The sequence below is a fragment of the Pseudomonas sp. GM17 genome, from assembly GCF_000282175.2.
Taxonomy (GTDB): Bacteria; Pseudomonadota; Gammaproteobacteria; order Pseudomonadales; family Pseudomonadaceae; genus Aquipseudomonas; species Aquipseudomonas chlororaphis.
Genome location: NZ_CP124732.1, coordinates 3,841,692 through 3,861,211 on the forward strand (window position 1 = coordinate 3,841,692; position 19,520 = coordinate 3,861,211).

At 62.8% G+C, this 19,520-nt stretch carries 21 protein-coding genes; 11 read left to right on the forward strand and 10 right to left on the reverse strand.

Translation table 11 applies throughout. From position 1 onward, the window contains the following. Positions 1 to 6: 6 nt before the first annotated feature. Both PMI20_RS17235 and PMI20_RS17240 read left to right on the forward strand, forming a co-directional pair. Complete coding sequence (locus PMI20_RS17235; protein WP_007931990.1) at positions 7 to 771, forward strand: class II aldolase/adducin family protein; 765 nt, start codon at positions 7 to 9, stop codon at positions 769 to 771. A gap of 347 nt (positions 772 to 1,118) precedes the next feature. Then, positions 1,119 to 1,595, forward strand: coding sequence for a MarR family winged helix-turn-helix transcriptional regulator (locus tag PMI20_RS17240; protein WP_007931992.1), 477 nt, complete (start codon positions 1,119 to 1,121; stop codon positions 1,593 to 1,595). Positions 1,596 to 1,988: 393 nt separating this feature from the next. Here the strand turns inward: PMI20_RS17240 and PMI20_RS17250 are convergent, their stop codons facing one another. Then, positions 1,989 to 2,609: a LysE family translocator gene (locus PMI20_RS17250; RefSeq protein ID WP_007931994.1), complete on the reverse strand. Its 621-nt coding sequence runs from the start codon at positions 2,607 to 2,609 to the stop codon at positions 1,989 to 1,991. 181 nt (positions 2,610 to 2,790) lie between these two features. Here PMI20_RS17250 and PMI20_RS17255 point away from each other — a divergent pair, with 181 nt between their 5' ends. After that, positions 2,791 to 4,542, forward strand: coding sequence for a phospholipase D-like domain-containing protein (locus tag PMI20_RS17255; protein ID WP_007931997.1), 1,752 nt, complete (start codon positions 2,791 to 2,793; stop codon positions 4,540 to 4,542). 59 nt (positions 4,543 to 4,601) lie between these two features. On the opposite strand, the gene PMI20_RS17260 is transcribed toward PMI20_RS17255, so the two are convergent. The 8 genes from PMI20_RS17260 to PMI20_RS17295 form a co-directional block, all read right to left on the reverse strand. After that, positions 4,602 to 5,054 (reverse strand): hypothetical protein, encoded by a 453-nt coding sequence (locus PMI20_RS17260; protein WP_007931999.1) that lies wholly within the window; start codon positions 5,052 to 5,054, stop codon positions 4,602 to 4,604. Positions 5,055 to 5,158: 104 nt separating this feature from the next. Continuing rightward, complete coding sequence (locus tag PMI20_RS17265; RefSeq protein ID WP_007932001.1) at positions 5,159 to 5,524, reverse strand: copper-binding protein; 366 nt, start codon at positions 5,522 to 5,524, stop codon at positions 5,159 to 5,161. Continuing rightward, entirely contained in the window at positions 5,521 to 8,676 is a 3,156-nt protein-coding gene (locus tag PMI20_RS17270) for an efflux RND transporter permease subunit (RefSeq protein ID WP_007932003.1), read from the reverse strand. Before PMI20_RS17270 ends, PMI20_RS17265 begins: the two co-directional genes overlap by 4 nt. After that, positions 8,673 to 10,145, reverse strand: coding sequence for an efflux RND transporter periplasmic adaptor subunit (locus tag PMI20_RS17275; protein WP_007932005.1), 1,473 nt, complete (start codon positions 10,143 to 10,145; stop codon positions 8,673 to 8,675). The genes PMI20_RS17270 and PMI20_RS17275 overlap by 4 nt, the downstream gene beginning before the upstream one ends. After that, positions 10,142 to 11,398: a TolC family protein gene (locus PMI20_RS17280; RefSeq protein WP_007932007.1), complete on the reverse strand. Its 1,257-nt coding sequence runs from the start codon at positions 11,396 to 11,398 to the stop codon at positions 10,142 to 10,144. Before PMI20_RS17280 ends, PMI20_RS17275 begins: the two co-directional genes overlap by 4 nt. A gap of 100 nt (positions 11,399 to 11,498) precedes the next feature. Beyond that, a complete protein-coding gene (locus PMI20_RS17285; protein ID WP_007932009.1) occupies positions 11,499 to 11,840 on the reverse strand; it encodes a hypothetical protein in 342 nt (113 codons plus the stop codon). A 148-nt stretch (positions 11,841 to 11,988) separates the two neighbouring features. Continuing rightward, positions 11,989 to 12,450, reverse strand: a complete 462-nt coding sequence (locus tag PMI20_RS17290; RefSeq protein ID WP_007932011.1) for an NUDIX hydrolase — start codon at positions 12,448 to 12,450, stop codon at positions 11,989 to 11,991. Positions 12,451 to 12,495: 45 nt separating this feature from the next. Next, positions 12,496 to 12,948, reverse strand: a complete 453-nt coding sequence (locus tag PMI20_RS17295; RefSeq protein WP_037036066.1) for an Lrp/AsnC family transcriptional regulator — start codon at positions 12,946 to 12,948, stop codon at positions 12,496 to 12,498. A 181-nt stretch (positions 12,949 to 13,129) separates the two neighbouring features. Between PMI20_RS17295 and PMI20_RS17300 the strand changes: the two genes are divergently transcribed. Continuing rightward, positions 13,130 to 13,747 carry a LysE family translocator gene (locus PMI20_RS17300; protein WP_007932015.1) on the forward strand — a complete coding sequence of 206 codons (618 nt, stop codon included), beginning with the start codon at positions 13,130 to 13,132 and terminating at the stop codon, positions 13,745 to 13,747. Positions 13,748 to 13,822: 75 nt separating this feature from the next. Next, a complete protein-coding gene (locus PMI20_RS17305) occupies positions 13,823 to 14,308 on the forward strand; it encodes a MaoC family dehydratase (protein WP_007932016.1) in 486 nt (161 codons plus the stop codon). Between the two features lie 55 nt (positions 14,309 to 14,363). On the opposite strand, the gene PMI20_RS17310 is transcribed toward PMI20_RS17305, so the two are convergent. Then, complete coding sequence (locus PMI20_RS17310) at positions 14,364 to 14,708, reverse strand: cupin domain-containing protein (protein WP_007932019.1); 345 nt, start codon at positions 14,706 to 14,708, stop codon at positions 14,364 to 14,366. A 256-nt stretch (positions 14,709 to 14,964) separates the two neighbouring features. Between PMI20_RS17310 and PMI20_RS17315 the strand changes: the two genes are divergently transcribed. The 6 genes from PMI20_RS17315 (at position 14,965) to PMI20_RS17340 (ending at position 19,479) form a co-directional block, all read left to right on the forward strand. Beyond that, the gene (locus PMI20_RS17315; protein WP_007932021.1) at positions 14,965 to 15,501 is read left to right on the forward strand and encodes a P-loop NTPase family protein; all 537 of its coding nucleotides are present in this window, start codon (positions 14,965 to 14,967) and stop codon (positions 15,499 to 15,501) included. A 394-nt stretch (positions 15,502 to 15,895) separates the two neighbouring features. Then, the gene (locus PMI20_RS17320; RefSeq protein ID WP_007932023.1) at positions 15,896 to 16,504 is read left to right on the forward strand and encodes a hypothetical protein; all 609 of its coding nucleotides are present in this window, start codon (positions 15,896 to 15,898) and stop codon (positions 16,502 to 16,504) included. Positions 16,505 to 16,755: 251 nt separating this feature from the next. After that, on the forward strand, positions 16,756 to 17,157 hold the full coding sequence (locus PMI20_RS17325; RefSeq protein ID WP_007932025.1) for a GFA family protein: 402 nt from the start codon (positions 16,756 to 16,758) through the stop codon (positions 17,155 to 17,157). 154 nt (positions 17,158 to 17,311) lie between these two features. Beyond that, positions 17,312 to 17,611 carry a hypothetical protein gene (locus tag PMI20_RS17330; RefSeq protein ID WP_007932027.1) on the forward strand — a complete coding sequence of 100 codons (300 nt, stop codon included), beginning with the start codon at positions 17,312 to 17,314 and terminating at the stop codon, positions 17,609 to 17,611. Between the two features lie 108 nt (positions 17,612 to 17,719). Continuing rightward, a complete protein-coding gene (locus PMI20_RS17335; protein WP_007932029.1) occupies positions 17,720 to 18,793 on the forward strand; it encodes an NAD(P)/FAD-dependent oxidoreductase in 1,074 nt (357 codons plus the stop codon). Between the two features lie 5 nt (positions 18,794 to 18,798). Then, a complete protein-coding gene (locus PMI20_RS17340) occupies positions 18,799 to 19,479 on the forward strand; it encodes a phytanoyl-CoA dioxygenase family protein (RefSeq protein ID WP_007932031.1) in 681 nt (226 codons plus the stop codon). The last annotated feature ends 41 nt before the right edge of the window (positions 19,480 to 19,520 follow it).

The following is a 19,520-nucleotide window of genomic DNA, read 5'->3' on the forward strand; positions in this document are numbered from 1 at the left end:
ATCGACATGGAACAGACCCCATTGGCAACACCCCAGACGTGCAGCGACGAAGAATGGGCACTGCGCGTGCAACTTGCGCATTGCTACCACCTGGTGGATTTCTTTGGCTGGACCGAGACCATCTTCAACCATATTTCCGCACGCCTGCCCGGCCCGGCGCACCACTATCTGGTCAACCCGTTCGGCCTGAATTACACCGAAGTGACGCCGGCCAACCTGCTCAAGGTCGACCTGCACGGCAAGAAGCTCGAAGACTCGCCCTATGACGGCAACCCTGCCGGCTTCGCCCTGCACAGCGCAGTGCACGGTGCGCGCGCAGATATTCAGTGCCTGATCCACACGCACACCACGCCGATTTCGGCGATTGTCATGAAAAAGGCCGGTTTTGCTCATAACGACTTTTATGGGGCGCAACTCTACGGTCGGATCGGCTACCACACCTTCGAAGGCATCACGCTGTTTGATGACGAAAAAACCCGAATGATCGACAGCCTCGGCGACAAGCACATTCTGGTGCTGCGCAACCACGGCATTGCCGTCGGCGAAAGCAGTATCGCCAAGGCGTTCTTCCTGTTGTGGACGGTGCAGCGCGCCGCCGAAATCCAGTGCCAGGCCGGCGCCTTGGGCGGTGAAGACAATCCGCTGCCGGAGGCGATCAGCCGCAAGTGCGCCGAACTCACGGCCATGCTCATTCGGGACAGCGGTTTCGCGGTGAAATTCTTCGACGCCATGGTTCGCAAAATGTGCGCCGAACTCGGCCCGCGCTGGTAATCGCGAGAGCGCTCAGTGGCTGGTTCAAGGGTCCGTCAGGCGGCCAGCCGCCTGACGGAATCGATCGAGCCAATCAGCGGGCTCGCACCTGCGATTCGCAGCAGCGCCGAACAGCCCCAGGCGCGGCTCTGCATGCTCAACCGTACCCCGGCCTTCGCACTCCTACCCACCCTGTTTTAGCCGATCAAGGGTGGCCGACACTTTCGTCAAAACCTCACACACGAGCGTCCGACCTGAAGGCCTTGCCCAAGGCACGCTGTGACCTGTCTGCTGGTTTTTTGCTGCGTGCGGCGCGACAATGGCGCCCGCTATCAACCCAGCTCACCAGAAAGACTACGCCAACCTTTATGACCACCCCGAAAAAGCGCCTGAGCCGATACAACCCCGCCAGTGAAGACTTCAAGAAAGAAGATTTTCCCTTCTACTGGCTGGCTCGCCTGCATGGCCGCTACTCCATGGCCATGGAGAAAGCGCTGAAAAAAATCGATATGGATATCCCGCGCTGGCGGATTCTGTTCATCCTCAAGGAAAATGGCGAATCAAGCATTTCGGAAATCTCCATCCATGCCATCGCAAAGCTCTCGACCATCACCAAAATTGTCTATCGCATGAAAGCCGATGGCCTGGTGGAGACCAACACTAGCGCCAGCGATGGGCGCGTGACTCAGGTCTCCCTCACCGATATCGGCCGCCATACCATCGAAGAAGTCCAGCACTGCACCAGCGATATCTTCCGCACCAGTTTCAAAGGCCTGACCGAGGCCCAGATCACCAAACTGAACGGAACCCTGGAAAAAATATTCAATAACCTGCCGGAAGACTGAACCGCAGCGAGCAAAACGCCAGGCCCGTAGCTTGAGTACCCGCTTATGGCCAATCCGCTGCATCGGCCGATTGAATCCACGGCCGAAACCAGCCCTTCTACCTCCCCAACACCGGCCGTTTATATGAGCGCCCTTGCGCTTCAAGGTGCGCCCTTGAATGACTGACACCTTGCAGGGCAACTGCCTGTGCGGCGCCATTGAATACCAGCGCTCGTCCGGCCCCAAAGCGCTTTCCCACTGGCCATTGCAGCCAGCGCCGTAAAAGCCATGGGTGGCATTCGCCCCTTAGGGCAGGTGCTGCGAAGCGATCTGCGTATCGTTCAAAGTGCCAACCATCACGCTGGAAGACGACGTCAACGGCCCCCGGCAAGAGCACGCACATCTACGGACAACTCAAGCCCGCCGCGCCAACAGCAACACCGAAGCCGCCGCCGACAACAACGCCGCGCAGCAGCGGTTGAAGATCTTCTTGCCGCGCGGCTCGGCGAACCAGCGGCGCATGTGCAGGCCCATGCAGGCGTAGGCGCTGATGGCTATCCATTCCAGCAGCAGGAACAAGGCGCCGAGCACCAGGAACTGGCCGGGGACCGGGGCCGCGGGGTCGACGAATTGCGGCAGGAAGGCGGTGAAGATCAGGATCGCCTTGGGGTTGCCGATGGCCACCAGGAACTCCTGCCGGGCCAGCGCGGCCAGCTCCAGGGGCGCGGTCTTTTTTTCGGTTTCGGCCTGGGTGTCGGCGCTCCAGAGCTGATACGCCAGGTACAGCAGGTACGCCGCGCCCAGGATCTTGATCGCATAGAACAGCAGTTCCGAGGCTTGCAGCACCACTGCCAGCCCGGCCGAGGCCAGGGCGATCATCAGGGCGAACGCGGCCAGTCGCCCGGCACCCGCCAGGCAGGAGGTGCGAAAACCGTAGGCCGTCGCGTTCCTGACCGACAACAGGTTGTTGGGCCCGGGCGCCATGTTCAGGGCGAAGCAGGCCGGGAGAAACAGCAACAGGGTGGCGAGGTTCATCGAGGGCTTCTCTGCAAGGAGTCGAACGGGTCGGGCTTGCAACATATAAGAGCATCGGGGCGCAATACAACCCGCCCCCGCGACCCGGCCCGTGCTAAAACCGCCACCGCCCGCCGCGCTGTTCTACGCTGCACACATCCAGCCCCGGCTTGACTCGTCCCCCCGCGCAAGGAGCGCCCCCATGGCCGATTTCTACAACACCCAGACGCTCGATGGTTTCACCATGAAACTGTGGCGCGGCGAACGCATGTGCCTGATCGGTTTCGATGTCGAGAGTCCTCCCGCGGACCTCGTGGGCTTTGCCATCGAATGCAGGTTCCCCGGCACCGACGTGTTCAAGCCCCTGCCCAACCGCATCGCCTTCGCCTACGACGAGCCAACCCACAGCGCGGTCGATGGCCAGCGCAAGTATTCCTCGCTGGAAGCGCCCTTCCAGAAGTTTCGCTGGGTTCACGTCCCCCATGAGGTCGACCAAGGCACCTTCACCTACCGGGGCCGGATGATGCACATGGCCAACGACGGCCAGCTGGTTTCCGGCACGGCCATCGAACTGGCGATCGACCTCGACCCCATCAGCTACGAAGGCATCCTCGACATTGGTTTCACCCGGGGCTTTACCTCCTCGCAGGCCTTCCGCGACCGGGTGCCCGCGGGCGTCAAGGTCGATGTGTATGGCAAGAGCCTGATTCCATCGAAAACCAAGGACGGGCTCGACCACCCGAAGACCGAGACGGCCATGTACCAGTGGCTCGGCTTCGAGGCGGTGTCGATGATTTTCGCGGTGCTGGATGAAGTCCTGCGGCAGCCGGACACCACCCTCGATGTCTTCGCCTACGACTTCAACGAACCGGACATCCTCGCCAGACTGGAGGCGCTGGGTAGTCGCCTGCGCATCATTATCGACGACGCCGGCGATCACGCCGCCCCCGACAGCTGCGAGACCCGGGCCGCCAGCCGCCTGCTGGCCTCGGCCGGCGCGGACCGGGTTCGACGCAGCCACTTCCATGGCCTGCAGCATCACAAGGTGCTGATCGCCCGGCGCAACGGCAAGCCTTACCAGGTGCTGTGCGGCTCCACCAACTTCAGCTTCCGCGGCTGTTATGTGCAGAACAACAATGCGCTGTTGTTCAAGCACCTCGAGGTAGCGGACCTGTTCGGCCGGGTCTTCGACGCCAGCTTCAGCGATCCGAAAAACTTCGAGGCCAGCGACCTGGCGCAGAAATGGCACGTGATCGAAACCGGCACCGCAACGACCGCCGGCCCGCGCCTGCATTTCTGTTTCTCGCCACACAGCGGCAGCGACCTGTCGCTCAGCCCGATAGGCGGCGCGATCGACCAGGCCAGCCGCTCGGTGCTGTTCAACATCGCCTTCCTCAATCAGATCACCAGCGGCCCCCTGTACGAGTCGATCAGCCGCCTCTACAAGCGCCCGGTGTTCAACTATGGCGTGACCGACAAGGCCTCGGGCATGGATGTGATCAAGCCCGATGGCACCTCGGCCGAGGTGGATTTCGCCTATCTCGCCAAGTACGCACCGGAACCTTTTCGCAGCGAGTGGTCCGGCGGCACCGGCATTTCGGTGCACAACAAGTTTGTCGTCACCGATTTCAACCTGCCGAGCGCCAAGGTCTTCACCGGTTCCTCGAACCTGTCCATTTCGGGGGAAGAAAAAAACGGCGATCACCTGGTCCTGATCGAGGACCAGAAAATCGCCGTGGTCTATGCCATCCAGGCCCTGCTGATATTCGATCACCTGCACTTTCGCAGCGTGATGCAAAAGGCCTTCAGCAGCGCCGATGAGACCCAGGGGAAGCAGCCACCGCCACTGTTGCTGAAAAAACCCACGGCGATCTCCGGCCAGCCCGCCTGGTTCGAGGCGTACTACGTCGCAGGCTCACAGAAACAGGGCGACCGGCAGTTGTTCTCTCACTAAGGGCGCGACCTGTCGAAAGGCGCCAGGAAGGCTTCATGCCCTGCTGGCGCCCGCGCGGGTCAAACCGAGAAGATCATGCAGCCGATCGAACCGGCCTCGTTGTAGATGGCATGGCCGCTGTTCTCCTCCGTGAAACCGCGCAACGAGTGTTTGGCCACGTCGCTATAGGCCAGGGAAACCACCCAGCGGGCCTCGACAGGCTCGGTGTATTTGGCGATTTTCTCGATGTCCTTGCAGGTTTCCGCCAACAGTTTGTTGCCAGCGTTGGTGGCGCTCTCGACTTTCACCTCGATGGCATAACTCTCGACACCCTGTTGGGCAAGCAGATCGAGGTGCAAGGCCTGGTTCGGCGGTGGATAGGGTATTTCGCGAGCGGTCGACAGATGCGCTGCACGCAGCAGCAGAAGAAACTCGACCTGGAACCAGACTTCCCAGGCCGCGCCGGTACTGATGGCGGCCTCGATGCGCGAGTGGTCACTGAGGATGATGTGGCTGAGTTCGGTGTTTCTCATCGGGCGTTCCCTCTAATGGTTGGTAGAGAGAGGAACGAGCCGACGGCGCCGTTGTGAACAATGAGCGTGAGGCCGGCATGCCTGCGCATGCCGGCCTAGTGGTTTTATTTCCTGATGGAAACGATAGTGGCCGCGCCGCCGTCCAGGCGGAATGCGAAGGTCACCCGGTCGCCAATCGCCAGTCCCGCCAACTGCTCTGTGGTCGCGGCGAAGGTCATGGTCATCGACGGCCATTGCACGGCGGGGACGGCGCCGTGGGCGATGGTCACCCGCTGCTTCGCGGCATCGATGGCCTTGATCGTGCCCTCGGCACTGGCCTGTTGAACCTGTCGGGCTTCCTGCTTCATCTGCATGCCGTTCATGTCGTCCATTTTCATGCCATCCATTTTCATGCCGGGCATGTCCTGCGCGTGGGCGGCAAGGGACAGCGCGGCCAGGGTGCCAGCGATAACGATCTGGATCAGTTTCATAGGTTTTTTCCTTGTGTGATGGAGACAGCGCGAAGGTGCCGGCGGCGCATCAGGCGATAGGCCGCCGGTATGACGAACAGGGACAACAGGGGCGCGGTGAGCATGCCGCCGACCATGGGCGCGGCGATGCGGCTCATCACTTCGCTGCCGGTGCCGCTGCCCAGCAGGATCGGCAGCAGGCCGGCGATGATCACCGCCACGGTCATGGCCTTGGGACGCACGCGCTGCACCGCGCCTTCGCGAATCGCCGCGAGCAACCCAGCCTCGGTACGCTCGGCGGATTCCTCGCGCTCGGCCCAGGCGTTCTTCAGGTACAGCAGCATGATCACGCCGAACTCGGCGGACACCCCGGCCAGGGCGATAAAGCCGACACCGGTGGCCACCGACAGGTTGAAGCCCAGCCAATAGAGGAACCACGCCCCGCCCGTCAGGGCGAACGGCAACGTGGCCATGATCAGCAAGGCTTCGTCGAAGCGGGTGAAGGTCAGGTACAGCAGCACGAAGATGATCAGCAGGGTGGCCGGGACCAGCAGCTTGAGCCGGGCGTTGGCCCGCTCGAGAAACTCGAACTGCCCGGAGTAGCTCAGGCTCATGCCCGGCTGCAGCTGGACCTGCTCGCTCACCGCCCGACGCAGGTCGGCGACCACGGAGGCAATATCCCGCCCCCGCACATCGACATACACCCAGCCCGAAGGCCGGGCGTTTTCGCTCTTGAGCATCGGTGGACCCTCGCTGACCTTGACCTTGGCCACGGTGCCGAGGGTGATCTGGCTGCCCAGCGGGGTGTAGATCGGCAACTGCTCCAGAGCCCCCAGCGAGTCCCGCCAGTCACGGGGGTAACGCAGGCTGATCGGGAAGCGGGCCAGCCCTTCAATGGTCTCGCCGATGTTTTCACCGCCAATGGCACCGCTGACGATCGACTGCACGTCGGCGATATTCAGGCCGTAGCGCGCGGCCGCCTGGCGGTCGATGTCCACATCGATATAACGACCACCCGTCAAGCGTTCGGCCAGCGCCGAACTGACCCCGGGCACGTTCCTGGCCACCCGCTCGACGGCCTGGGTCACGGCATCGATCTGCCGCAGATCGCTGCCGGCCACCTTGACCCCGATCGGGCTCTTGATGCCAGTGGCGAGCATGTCCACACGGTTGCGGATCGGCGGAATCCAGATATTGGTCAACCCCGGGACCCGCACCACCCGGTCCAGCTCCGCCACCAGTTTCTCCGGGGTCATGCCCGGGCGCCACTGTTCGTGGGGCTTGAACTGGATAGTGGTTTCGAACATCTCCAGGGGCGCCGGGTCGGTGGCGCTTTCCGCGCGGCCGGCCTTGCCAAAGACATGCTCGACCTCCGGCACGGTCTTGATCAGCCGGTCGGTCTGTTGCAGCAGTTGCGCGGCCTTCTGCGCCGACAGCCCCGGCAGCGCCGACGGCATGTACAGCAGGTCGCCTTCGTCCAGCGGCGGCAGGAACTCTCCCCCTAGACGCGAGATCGGCCATAGCGCGCTGAGGAACACCAGCAAGGCCACCAGCAAGGTCGCCCGGGGCCTGCGCAATACCGCCTCCAGGGCCGGTTCATAGATACCGATCAACCAGCGGTTCAGCGGGTTCTGCTGCTCGTTGGGAATCCGCCCGCGAATCCAGTAACCCATCAACACCGGGACCAGGGTCACCGACAGCCCTGCCGCCGCGGCCATGGCGTAGGTCTTGGTAAACGCCAGCGGGCCGAACAACCGCCCTTCCTGGGCCTCCAGGGTGAACACCGGGATGAACGACAGGGTGATGATCAACAGGCAGAAGAACAGCGCTGGCCCGACCTCGATCGCCGCCTCGGTGATCACCTGCCAGCGCGGCTCGCCTTGCAGGGTTTGCCCGGGATGGGCCTGGTGCCAGGCCTCGAGCTTCTTGTGGGCGTTCTCGATCATCACCACCGCCGCATCGACCATGGCCCCGATCGCGATGGCGATCCCGCCCAGGGACATGATGTTGGCGTTGAGCCCCTGGTGCCGCATCACCACAAAGGCGATCAACACCCCGATCGGCAAGGAGATGATCGCCACCAGGGAGGAACGCAGGTGCCAGAGGAAGATCCCGCACACCAGCGCCACGACGATGAACTCCTCCAGCAACTTGTGGCCGAGGTTGCTCACCGCGCGGTCGATCAGCTTGCTGCGGTCGTAGGTGGTGACGATTTCCACCCCCGCCGGCAGGCTGCGTTTCAGCTCGTCGAGCCGGGTCTTGACCGCCGCGATGGTTTCCCGGGCGTTCTTGCCGCTGCGCAGAATCACCACGCCGCCCACCGCTTCGCCCTCGCCGTCGAGTTCGCCGATGCCGCGGCGCATTTCCGGGCCGAGCTGAATCGTCGCGACCTCCCCCAGGGTCACCGGCACCCCGCCCGCCGTCAGCTTGAGTGGAATGGCGCGGAAATCATCGAGGGTCTTCAGGTAACCGGAAGCGCGCACCATGAACTCCGTCTCCGCCATCTCCAGCACCGCGCCACCGGTTTCCTGGTTGGCCTTGCCGATCGCCGCGCCGACCTCGGCCTGGGTGATACCGAGGCTGGCCAGTTTCAGCGGATCGAGCAGCACCTGGTACTGCTTGACCATACCGCCCACCGTGGCGACTTCCGCCACGTTCGGCAGGGTCTTGAGCTCGAACTTGAGGAACCAGTCCTGCAGCGCGCGCAGTTGCGCCAGGTCATGCCCGCCGCTGCGGTCCACCAGGGCGTACTGGAAAATCCAGCCAACCCCGGTGGCATCCGGCCCCAGCGCCGGCTTGGCACTGGCCGGCAAGCGACTCTGGACCTGGCTCAGGTACTCCAGCACCCGCGAACGGGCCCAGTACAGGTCGGTGCCGTCTTCGAACAACACATAGACAAAGCTGTCGCCGAAGAACGAATACCCGCGCACGATCTTGGCCCCAGGCACCGAAAGCATGGTGGTGGCCAGCGGATAGGTCACCTGGTTCTCGACGATCTGCGGTGCCTGCCCCGCATAGGGCGTGCGGATGATCACCTGCACATCCGACAGGTCCGGCAGCGCATCGACCGGCGTGCTCTGCACCGACCAGACACCCCAGGCGCTGACGAACAGCGTCGCCAGCAACACCAGAAAACGATTGGCCACCGACCAACGAATCACGGCTGCGATCATGGCTGGCTCCCCGCTTTTTCCAGGCGTTCGACACGCAGGCCGTTGTCGCTCTGGCTCAGCGCCACCCGCACCTTGTCGCCCACCTTGAGGCCCTGCGTCAGGCCAGGATTGGCCAGAGGAAAGGTCATGGTCATGGCGGGCATGCCCAGGGTCTTGAAGGGACCATGGGCGAGCGTGACGTTCTGGCTGTCGATGGCCAGGATCTGCCCCTGGGCTTCATGCAAGGCAACTGCCGGGGCTTGCAACGAAGCGGCGACAATGCCCTTGAGGCTGGCTTCCGAGTCCAGCAAGAATTGCCCGGAAGCCACCACTTGCTGCCCCTCCTCCAGGCCGTTGAAGATGGCCGTCTGGCCAGCGTTGTCCGGCCCTGGCTGCACCTCCACCGGGCGATAGTGCCCGCCCTCTTCGGCGAGCATCACCAGGGCCCGGCGGCCGGTGCGAATCACCGCCTCGCTGGGCACCCACAACAGCGGTTGCTGCGTCGAACGCTTGAGGCTGACCCGGGCGCTCATGCCTGGCCGCAGTCGACCCTGCGGGTTGGCCAACTCGACCCGCACGCGAAGCGTACGGCTATCGGCATTGGCATCCGGAAGGATCGCGTCGACCCGCCCCGCGAAGACCTCCCCCGGGAAAGCCGGAAGACTGGCCTCGGCCACCTGCCCGGTGACGAGCGAGCCAGCCTGCGACTCCGGAACCGCCACGGCCAGCCAGACACTGTTCAAGCCGTTGACCCGGGCCAGGGTCTCGCCGGCGGCCACGGTCATTCCCTGGCGGACATTCAGCTCTTGCAATACACCGCCGATGGGGCTGCTCAACGTCAGGTCCGGCTGGACCTTGCCACTGCGCTCGACCTGGGCGATCAAGGCCGCCGGCATCCCGCTAAGACGCAAGCGCTGGCGGGCGGCCGCGAGTAAACCGGCATCGCCACTGGCCTTGAGGGCGAGGAACTCTTCCTGGGCCGCCGCCCATTCCGGCACCAGGATATCCGCCAGGGCCGCGTTGGCCTTGAGCAGATCCCCCGGGGCCCGCGCATACACCCGCTCGACAAAACCCGCGGTGCGCGGCTGAATGACCGCCACCTCGCGCTCGTTGAACGCCAGCACACCGACTGCATCGACGCTGCTGGCAAATACCCCGCGCGTGACGGTGGCCAGGCGCAGGCCGAAGTTCTGGGTCAGGCTCGGGTCGATGCGCACCGCCGCGCCATCCCCCTGGGCTCCCTGGCCGTCGGCATACCGCGGGGTCAGTGGCATGTCCATGTACGGCGACTTGCCCGGCTTGTCGAACTTCTGCTGCGGGTACATCGGGTCGTACCAGTACAGCGCCTTGGGCTCGGCCGATGCCTCCTGCCCGACTGCGACCTCCGGCGCTTCGTTGAGGCGTGGTCGGGCCAGCCAATAACCGCCCGCCACACCCAAGGCGAGCGCGACGCTGACAATTGAAGCAACTTTCCAGATCGGCGAATTCATGGCGCGGTCTCTCCGTAGGCGAAATACAGGCGAGCGTTGGTCAGGGCACGCTGTTCCTCGATATCGATCTGCTTGAGGCGGGCTTCGATCAATTCGCGGCGGGCGGCGACCACCGCCGCCAGATCGCCCTTGCCGGCCCGATAACTGGCCAGGCTCAGGTCGACCTTTTCCCGGGCCAGCGGCACCAGGGTTTGCTGGTTGCGGCGCACCGCGCGGTCCAGGCGTTCATAGTCGGCCAGTTGCGCTTCCAGTTGCTGGGCGTGCTCCCGTGACATGGCTTCGCGCTCGGCCTGCAGCTGGCTCAGCTCGGCCTGCCTGGCGGCGATCCTGGGGTTCTGGCGCGAGCCGGGAAACAGCGGCAAGTCCCAGGAGAACTGCACGCTGACCATATCGCCGAACTCACGGCCACGGCGCTGATAGTCCAGCTCCCAGCTCCAGTCCGACTGTTTATCTGCCTCGGCTTCATGAACCTTGGCTTGCGCTTCGCGGGTCATGGGCACAAACGCAGCCAGTTCAGGGTGGTGTTGCAGGCTGTGCGAGTAGCCCAAGCCATCCATCGGCCACGCCGGCAGGCGTCCCTCGGGCCGGTCGTTGGCGGCGGTGCCGATCCAGCGCTTGAGCGCGGCCCGGGCCTGGGCCCGCTGGCTGACCAGCTCATCCTCGCGCTCCGCCAGTTGCGCGGCTTCCTGCCTGGGCGTCACCGCATCCGCCGGTAACCCGCGGCCAGCGGCAATCTGCGCGCGGACGGTGTCGCCCAGCAGACGGTTTTCCTTGTACAGGTCCTGGAGCAGCACCTCCTTACGCTCCACCGAATAGCTGCCGATCCAGGCCAGGGCGGTGGACTGGCGTACGTTCAGTCGCTCCACCCGGCGCTCGGCGGTGGCACGCTCGACGGCCGCATCGGCAACCTCGACGCGGGCTTTGCGCTTGTCGCTATTGGGCATTTCCTGGCGGACCCCGACCATTTGCATGGTCATGGAATCCTGCTCAAGGCTCCAGCGATCCGAACCGCCAATGGGAAAGTTCTGCACGCCCAACAGCAATTTGGGATCCGGCAGTTCGCCGGCGGGGATGGCAGCGCTGCTGGCGGCCTGGATTTTCGCGTCTTGCGCGCTCAGCGACGGCGCCGTGTTTTCCGCCAGACGCAACGCTTCATCGAGCGTCAGCGCGCCAGCGAGGCTCGGCAATGCCAGCACGCTTGCCGCCAGCCCGGCCACGAGGGGCCAGCCTGTGCGATAGCACTTGGGATTCATGTTGACGATTCCTGTGATGATCCACCGCGCGCCTTTTCAAGGCAGGCGCACGGCTACGCCCTCCCGCTAACGCGGGATGGAATTCAGAGCGGTACAGGAATCAGACGCGGGGCGGTCGCCACACCCCGGAAGGGCTTTGCGCGGGCAGGAAATCGTTGGGGATGGACAGGACAACGGGGCCGGACACGGTGACAGGCGGTTTGACGATCGAGACCTGCAACATGCCGCCCGTCTTGCATTCCTGGCCCGGCTTGCAGGGCTTGCCGTGTTCGACGGGGCTTTTCAGGTCATTGCAGCAATCCATGCCCATGCCGTCCATCATCGCCATGCCCATGGACTTCATCGGGCAGGGTTCGGTCGGCGCCTGAGCGCCCGCCATCCCGCTGAGGGGAAGCGCCAGGCTGATCAGGAACACAAGACAAAACCGCAGGTAGCGTTTCATGGGTCTGGAGTTTAGCGATAAAAAAAACCGAGTGGTGGAAAACCGCTCTTGCCCTTGGACCGATGGCATAAACCGGCCGCCGAAAAAACCGGCTGCGCATGATATCAACGGACCAGGATTAAGCCAGGATTAGGGCGCGGAAAAATCGCTACAAGGACGGCTCGAACACCCCCGCGTCTTCCAGCATGTGCACCAGCGTTTGCGGCCAGACGGTGGCCTCGGTGGCTCGCAGATCATCGGCGGACCACCAATGATGATCGGCCATCACCTGGGCCTCGGACGAGGTCCAGCCTGCACGAGAGAGCGGCTGGTCTGGCGCGTGCACCACAAAATACTGCTCGACCGAGGTGACCCACTCGCCGCTGGGCAGTTGCATGGGAAACCGGCGATCGGCCACCGGCTCTCCCACCGCGCAGACCTGAATACCGGTTTCCTCGTGCAGTTCACGAATCGCCGCGACCTGGAAGGTTTCGTCTCCTTCAAGCCCGCCACCGGGCGTGGCCCAATAGTCATCCCCCGCCAGCGCCCCTTCCTTGTGCAGGAAGCGGAACAGCAGGACCTTTCGCGAAGGGTTGATGACCAGCAATCTTGCCGATTTTCGTTCACGCATCGGTATCTCCCTGAAGTGTTGTTCTGATGTATGCGTCGACGCGTCTCACAACGGCAGCGAGCGGTCCTGAATCACCCGTTTCATCACCAGGGTCGAGGTCAGGCGCTGAACGTTGGGCAGCTTGGACAGGCGGTCATCGTAAAGCTGCTGGAAGGCCGGCAGGTCGCGGGTGATGACGTGCAGCAGGTAATCCGGCTCGCCAAACAGCCGTTGCGCCTCGACGACCTGCGGGATCGGCAGCAGCGCCGCTTCGAAGGCGGCCACCGCCTGGTGATCGCCCTCGCGCAGCGTGGCAAACACCATCGCCGAAAACGTCAGGCCCAGGGCGCTGGGCGACAACTGGGCGCGATAGCCCTGGATCACCCCCGACTCCTCCAGCGCCCGCACGCGACGATGGCACGGCGACAGGCTGAGGCCGACCCGTTCCGCCAGCTCGGTCACCGACAAACGCCCGTCCGCCTGCAGCTCGGCAAGAATCTTCTGATCAACTCTGTCCATCTGGAAGGATCTACCCCAAAACTTTATTCGGACTGGAATAATAGAGAAAATATTCTCACCGCACTCCATTAATCTTTCCGCAAACCTGATCTTTGCGAGAAAGAAGCATGCCCTCCCCGATTAACACCACCGTCGACAGCCCAGAAACAGCATTCGCCCAGCAGCACAAGGCAAGACGGCCATGAGCCTGAGTATTTTCGCGGCGTTCTGGGCGGTGTCGTTTCTATTTGTGATCACCCCCGGGGCGGATTGGGCCTACGCGATATCGGCCGGCCTGTTCGGGCGAGTGGTGATACCCGCGGTGGCCGGCCTGTTGATCGGGCATCTGCTGGCGACGCTGATAGTGGCCGCCGGGGTCGGCGGGCTGATCGCCAGCAATCCCCTGGCCCTCTCGCTGCTGACCCTTGGCGGGGCTGGCTATCTGCTCTGGCTGGGCATCAATATGCTGCGCAACCCGTCCGTGCCCCGCGCCGGGGAGGCCCAAGCCTCTGCGTCCTGGGCTCGCTGGACCCTCAAGGGCGCCTGCGTCAGTGGCCTCAACCCCAAGGTGTTCCTGCTGTTCCTGGCCTTGCTGCCACAATTCACCGACCCGCTGGCCGCCTGGCCGGTGCCGCTGCAAATCGTCGCGCTGGGGCTGCTGCATGCCTTCAGCTGCGCGGTGATCTACCTGCTGGTGGGCTTTGCTTCCCGCGCCGTGTTGCAGACGCGCCCGGTGGCCGCGCAAGCGGTCAGCCGCCTCTCGGGGGCGCTGATGATCATCATCGCCGTGCTGCTGTTCATCGAGCAGATCCTGCGCTGAACCGGTATGTTCCACGGGTATCCAAAAGGCTCGAAACCGCACTCCCCCGAATACGCAAAAGGACCAGGAACCGCAATGAAAAGCTTCCGACAGCGCGCCACCGAAGGGCTTCAGGCAGGCGACCGCTTCACCCTCTCCCGCTGTTTTTCAGAGGCGGATATCCAGGGCTTCGCCACGCTGTCCCGCGACTACAACCCGGTGCATTTCGATGCCGAGTTCGCCGCGGCCCGGCGCTTCAGGGCACCGGTTTCCCATGGCCTGCTGACCGCCAGCCTGCTCACCGAAATCGGCGGACAGATCGGCTGGCTGGCCTCGGCCATGAGCTTCCAGTTCAAGCAGCCGGTGTATGCCGGCGACACCATCACTTGCCACTGGGTCATCCAGGCGCTAGACGAACAAGGCCGGGCTACGGCGGCCATCAGCATGACCAACGACAACGGCATCATCGTCCTGGAAGGCCAGACCAGCGGCCTGGTGCCAGGGCCGAAGGAGCGGGAAATCCTGATGCGCATGCTGGCCGAGGGCGACCCGACCAATGGCGCGGCGGGTGCGGGGGAATGATGGGCGTTGGGCGAACCGCGCGTCTGGCTCGCCCGTATCGATGTTCGGCCCGGGCTCACTCTTGCCGGATAATATCGACCGAAATCTCCCGCGCCGGAATCGGCCCTTTGTTCTCAAGCCAGTGCGTGGTGTCCCGATCCTCGGGCCACCCCACTCCCGGGCCATAGTCCGTGTCGCCGCCATCGCGATGGTCAGTGATGGTGCCTTCCAGTATGTAGACGACGCCTGGCCGGTCTTTATGGTTGTGGATTGGCCCGAATACGCCTCCAGGCTCGATGGTCACCAGGCGCATTCTGAGTTGGCGCCCGGCCATGCCCTCGATTTCGGGACCCAGGTCAATGGTTGCCAGTACCTGCACTGCAACCCCTTTGGTTTCCGGTGCCACCTGTTCATTGCTCATGCTGCTCTCCTCCCTGTACCTACAGGGCCTCACTAGCAGTAGACACCCCTAAAAGGAGAGAGCTGCCGACAGGCGACAAAGGGTCGGAAGCAGGCGTTCAATGGGGACCAGGATGGATCGACATCCTGCTCTCGGCTTCAGGCCCCACACTGGCAACACACATTCCATTCCCGGTGCGGTCGGCCCAACTATTCGCCTTTAACTGGCGATGCAAAACCTGCACAATCGCCGGCTTTTTTCGCGACAGGAAGCGCCCATGCAACGGATTGTAATTCTGGGTAATGCCGGGAGCGGCAAGTCCACCCTCGCCCGTGCCCTCGGCAAGCGCCGGAACCTGCCTGTGCTCCACCTGGACACGCTGTTCTGGGAGCCCGGCTGGGTCGAACCCGACGCCGAGCAGTTCCGCGAACGGGTCCGCGCGGCGCTCGCACCGGCTGCCTGGGTGTGTGAAGGCAACTATGCCCGACGGACCTTCGACCTTCGCCTGCCCCATGCCGACCTGATCATCTGGCTCGATACGCCACGGCTCACCTGTTTCACCCGGGTGATCATACGCAGCATCATGAACCGTCCCCGGCCTGACCTTGCCGCAGGCTGCACGGAAAAGCTCGATCGGGCATTCCTGACCTTCCTGCGCTTCGTATGGACTTTCGATCGCGGCTACCGCCCGGGTATCGAGGCGGTACGCCTGGCCATAGGTCCGCAGATTCCCACGCTGCACTTGCGCGGCCGCCGGCAGATTGCGGCGTTTCTCGATAGCCTGCCGGCGACGCCTGAAGCCTGCCTGGAGTGAATGCGGGGTCGCCCTCCCGGCACCACGCCCGGTTGAACCCGCAGCCGATAGCGGCCAGTCACGCCTGACGGCTTACCACCCTTTGCAATCGTTCGCTGGTGCCCAGGAAATCAGGGACGATTCAACATTTGACTTGCCAAAGGAGGGAATAGCCCTTGCGGCCCCCTTGGAGGGATTGGCTATATAAATAAACGCACATCGATATTATGAAACGCCATTTTCGAACTATACGTAATACATTCGCAATCACTTTCACGGAGGAACTTGATCGTTAATAAAAAACATAACCATGCGCTTAAATTGCTCGCTTCGTTCGCAGGGACGAGCTAAAGCCCGCCCCTGAGTTCAATCGTTAGCTATATATCATCTCTCGGGATAGTCGAAGGGAATTGCTATGAACAGATCATTGGATGTTGTTCACTTGAGTAGCGTGACGTGCGAAGACGTTGAATTGCTATACAAGGAAAAGGCGAGGCATCTTCATGAGAAAATCGATGCGACCAGGGATGCTTATTTTGGATTCATCTTCCCGATAAATCGCACTGATCTTTCTGCGGTTTCAGAAGCATTCGAGTTGGATTACCAAGTTGCGCAGCTGATCTACAAGAAAAGCAAGGAGTTTTCCACCTTTAAAGTTCCGGGCAGAAAGTTCGGCCAGCTTACCAATCATATATACGGTGCGTCCGTACTCGCCCTGAGAGGGAAAAGCCTTGATACAGGTCTAGAGTCGGTCTCTGATCGCAGTATTAACGAACTTGCTGCCGCAAATGAGGATGTAATCCTGGAGATTGCAGGCGTGAGAGCATCCTGGTTCGGAAGAATATTCTTTCCTGCGCAAGCATTTTCAAATGCAATTTCTGTTTTTGGCGGCAACGTAAGTCCGGAAGCGCTTTTTGCTCTGGCCAAGGACTACGGTTATGCAAGTGTCGCGGGCAGTCGCAATACGATCAGGGGCGATTTCGGTATTGCCCTGTGGCTGACTCTACTTGCCCGGGCGCCTTGAGCCTTATGCTGACAAGTGGCGCCTAACACCTTGAATAAAGCGCTTCACGGGCAATCCTTACTATGAAACCCTCAGGAATCACAACAAGGGTTCGAGGAAGCGCTTTTACACTCTCTCGGCTTCGAGCAGCCAGTGGCGAGCGTCGCTTCTGGGCGAAAGCCAGTGTTAACGAACAGCAATAGTCAGCCGTTCGACATCCCCGACACCGACTGCTTAAATGGGCGCCCTTCCGTTTCAAGGTGCGCCCTTAAATGACTGACACCTTCCAGGGCTGCTGCCTTTGCGGTGCCGTCAAATACCAGCTCTCGTCGCGCCCCAAGGCGCTTTCCCACTGCCATTGCCGCCAGTGCCGGAAAAGCCATGGAGCGGCATTCGCCAGCTATGGCAGTGTGTTGCGCAGCGATCTGCGCATCGTGCAGGGCGCCGGGAACCTCCAGTCCTATCGATCGTCCGAAACGGTGCTGCGCCAGTTTTGCGGCCAGTGCGGTTCGTCGCTGTTCTGGTCCAGAGGCCAGGGCGAATACGCCGACTGGATCTCGATCGCCCTGGGCACTCTGGATACGCCCTTCACCGCGGATAAACAGAAACACATTCAGGTGGCGTTCAAGGCTTCGTGGTACGAAATCCAGGACAATTGGCCGCAAGAACCATGACTGCGATAAGGCAAACACGGATGGCAACCGACGCAAGGCACACCCAAACGCATCCACTCCGCCAGACGGCCCCAGGGCCAGGCGCGATACCCTCTAAGCTGAATAGAACAGCACTGCGAACACGCCTCTACCGTCTTGATACAGGGGAACCGGAATGACCAGAACAGCAGTACGCCCATACTCGTCATGGATCCTGTTTTCCCTGCTCGCCATCAACCTGGCGCTGATCGCGGGATGTTCAAGCAAAGCCGCCAAGTATCGTTATTCGACCGCCAGCATCGGCTCGAACTGTTACGCCAAAGCGCTGCCCACTTCCGGCGAGGGTGGCCTGGCTTGGGGTTCCACCCTGGGCATGGCGCGCCAGAAATCCCTGAATAACTGCATCCGTTATGCCGGCCGCTCCGGCGGCACGCCCGGCACTTGCAAAGTGGTGTTGGCGGAGTGCAAAAAATAGCAGTGCAAAAAAAATAACAGGGAGCTTGCGAAGCAGGCCGCTCGGTTCTCAGGGTATTCGTTTATCTGGATGCCCTACCCTCATCAGGTCGACAACATGGAGGTTGATATGGGGAACGCGGTAAACAAACGCGTCGTGGTCATTGGCGCGGGCATAGTGGGCGCGTCCCTGGCGTATCACCTGGCGGGCAGAGGCGCGAAGGTCATTCTGGTGGAGGCTGAAGATATAGCGTCCGGGGTGACGGGACGCTCATTCGCCTGGATCAACACCGCCCACGACGGGCCCGATCCCATCGCCTCATTGCGCGGTGCGGCGATCCAGGAATACCGCAGGCTCGAAACCGAGCTGCCTGGCCTGAAGGTGCGCTGGACCGGTGCCCTGTCTTACGGCACAAACCCGAGTGAAGCGCTGCACGCCTCGGGTCACCCGCCTTCGGCAACCCAACTGTCGCGCTCACAGATCCTCGACCTCGAGCCAAACCTCAAGCATCCCCCGCAGCAGGCCATGTACGCCGCCGAAGAAGGCGCGCTGGACGCCGTGCAAGCAACCCAGGCGTTGATCGCCGGCGCCCAGGCTCATGGCGCGCAGGTGCTCACCCAGACGCGGGTGCTCGGCTTTACCACCCAGGGTGCGCGGGTGACGGGCGTCACAACCGCAAGGGGCCGTATCGAGGCCGACGTTGTCGTGCTGGCCGCCGGGACGGGCATCAAGCAACTGACCGAGCTGCTGAACCTGCCCCTGCCAATAGCGGCCTCCCCAGCCATATTGATCCGCTACGCCTCACAACCCGACCTCGTGCGCACCCTTATCTCCAGCCCGGAAATGGAAGTGCGGCAAGGCCCGGACGGCACGCTGCTGGCGGCGGAAGACTACCTGGACGACACGCTGGAAAACCAACCCGCCGCGATAGCGCTACGAACCGCCAAGGCCATCCAGAACGAACTCCATGGGGTTACCTCCATAGAGCCGGAATGGGCCTGTGTCGGGCTCAGGCCCATGCCGGTCGATGGCATGCCCATCATCGGCTATCTGCCCGATATCGGCGATGTGTATGTGTGTGCGATGCACCCTGGCGTCACGCTGGCGGCGATAGTCGGCCGCCTGGCCAGCGAGGAGATCATCGACGACACGGCATCCCCTGCCCTTGCCCTCTGCCGTCCCGGGCGATTTTTCCAGGCATAGGGACCATGACCGACCGCGAGCAACTCCATCGAGAGGGTTACGTGCTGCTGCGCCAAGCGATCCCGGCCGAGTGGCTGGGTGAGCTGCGTGCCGTGTTCGACGCGGGCGTGATGCCGTCGAACCAATGGCCTGTGCCCCGTGGCATGGACTGGCGCCATTCGCTGCTGGACGCGGATTCGACGGTTCAGGCGGTGTGTCGCCTGCCGCAGGTGCTGGCGGTGGTGGGCGAGTTGATCGGGGAACGCTTCTTCCTCTCCCAGGTGGAAGGTCGCGAGCCCCTTGCCGGTGGCGGTCAGCAGCAGCTGCACCGCGACTTGTCGGCCCAACGGCCAGGCGACATAGCCAACGCCCTGGCTTTTTTCGACGACTATGGCCCCGGGAACGGCGCCACCCGTATCGTCCCCGGCAGCCATCGCCCCGGGCCGGGAGAGCCACCACTGGACTTCACCGACGAGTCGCGGTCGGTGCAGCTTTCAGGCTCCGCCGGGGACATCCTGGTGTTCGATGTCGATCTGCTGCACGCGGGCTGCCTGAACCCGAGCGGCGCACGCCGTCGCTCGCTGCTGATCAGCTATTTTTCCGAACCGCTCTATGCGTCGCACCTGGAAACCCTGGGCCTGCGCAATATCCGGATGGACACCACCGAGCGCTTCGATCCGGCGGACTTTGCCCTCGGCCGGGTCTAGTCCGCTCGCCGCCGCGCCTCCCCTCAAGTGCCATGAAGTGC

What these genes read in the sequence shown, in the direction of transcription:
- PMI20_RS17235 (WP_007931990.1), top strand. Translation starts at nt 7, where the DNA reads ATGGAACAGACCCCATTGGCAACACCCCAGACGTGCAGCGACGAAGAA.
- PMI20_RS17280 (WP_007932007.1), bottom strand. Translation starts at nt 11,398, where the DNA reads ATGAATCCCAAGTGCTATCGCACAGGCTGGCCCCTCGTGGCCGGGCTG.
- PMI20_RS17265 (WP_007932001.1), bottom strand. Translation starts at nt 5,524, where the DNA reads ATGAAACTGATCCAGATCGTTATCGCTGGCACCCTGGCCGCGCTGTCC.
- PMI20_RS17270 (WP_007932003.1), bottom strand. Translation starts at nt 8,676, where the DNA reads ATGATCGCAGCCGTGATTCGTTGGTCGGTGGCCAATCGTTTTCTGGTG.
- PMI20_RS17315 (WP_007932021.1), top strand. Translation starts at nt 14,965, where the DNA reads ATGCAACGGATTGTAATTCTGGGTAATGCCGGGAGCGGCAAGTCCACC.
- PMI20_RS17290 (WP_007932011.1), bottom strand. Translation starts at nt 12,450, where the DNA reads ATGCGTGAACGAAAATCGGCAAGATTGCTGGTCATCAACCCTTCGCGA.
- PMI20_RS17335 (WP_007932029.1), top strand. Translation starts at nt 17,720, where the DNA reads ATGGGGAACGCGGTAAACAAACGCGTCGTGGTCATTGGCGCGGGCATA.
- PMI20_RS17250 (WP_007931994.1), bottom strand. Translation starts at nt 2,609, where the DNA reads ATGAACCTCGCCACCCTGTTGCTGTTTCTCCCGGCCTGCTTCGCCCTG.
- PMI20_RS17255 (WP_007931997.1), top strand. Translation starts at nt 2,791, where the DNA reads ATGGCCGATTTCTACAACACCCAGACGCTCGATGGTTTCACCATGAAA.
- PMI20_RS17340 (WP_007932031.1), top strand. Translation starts at nt 18,799, where the DNA reads ATGACCGACCGCGAGCAACTCCATCGAGAGGGTTACGTGCTGCTGCGC.
- PMI20_RS17300 (WP_007932015.1), top strand. Translation starts at nt 13,130, where the DNA reads ATGAGCCTGAGTATTTTCGCGGCGTTCTGGGCGGTGTCGTTTCTATTT.
- PMI20_RS17310 (WP_007932019.1), bottom strand. Translation starts at nt 14,708, where the DNA reads ATGAGCAATGAACAGGTGGCACCGGAAACCAAAGGGGTTGCAGTGCAG.
- PMI20_RS17260 (WP_007931999.1), bottom strand. Translation starts at nt 5,054, where the DNA reads ATGAGAAACACCGAACTCAGCCACATCATCCTCAGTGACCACTCGCGC.
- PMI20_RS17285 (WP_007932009.1), bottom strand. Translation starts at nt 11,840, where the DNA reads ATGAAACGCTACCTGCGGTTTTGTCTTGTGTTCCTGATCAGCCTGGCG.
- PMI20_RS17295 (WP_037036066.1), bottom strand. Translation starts at nt 12,948, where the DNA reads ATGGACAGAGTTGATCAGAAGATTCTTGCCGAGCTGCAGGCGGACGGG.
- PMI20_RS17275 (WP_007932005.1), bottom strand. Translation starts at nt 10,145, where the DNA reads ATGAATTCGCCGATCTGGAAAGTTGCTTCAATTGTCAGCGTCGCGCTC.
- PMI20_RS17240 (WP_007931992.1), top strand. Translation starts at nt 1,119, where the DNA reads ATGACCACCCCGAAAAAGCGCCTGAGCCGATACAACCCCGCCAGTGAA.
- PMI20_RS17325 (WP_007932025.1), top strand. Translation starts at nt 16,756, where the DNA reads ATGACTGACACCTTCCAGGGCTGCTGCCTTTGCGGTGCCGTCAAATAC.
- PMI20_RS17305 (WP_007932016.1), top strand. Translation starts at nt 13,823, where the DNA reads ATGAAAAGCTTCCGACAGCGCGCCACCGAAGGGCTTCAGGCAGGCGAC.
- PMI20_RS17320 (WP_007932023.1), top strand. Translation starts at nt 15,896, where the DNA reads ATGAACAGATCATTGGATGTTGTTCACTTGAGTAGCGTGACGTGCGAA.
- PMI20_RS17330 (WP_007932027.1), top strand. Translation starts at nt 17,312, where the DNA reads ATGACCAGAACAGCAGTACGCCCATACTCGTCATGGATCCTGTTTTCC.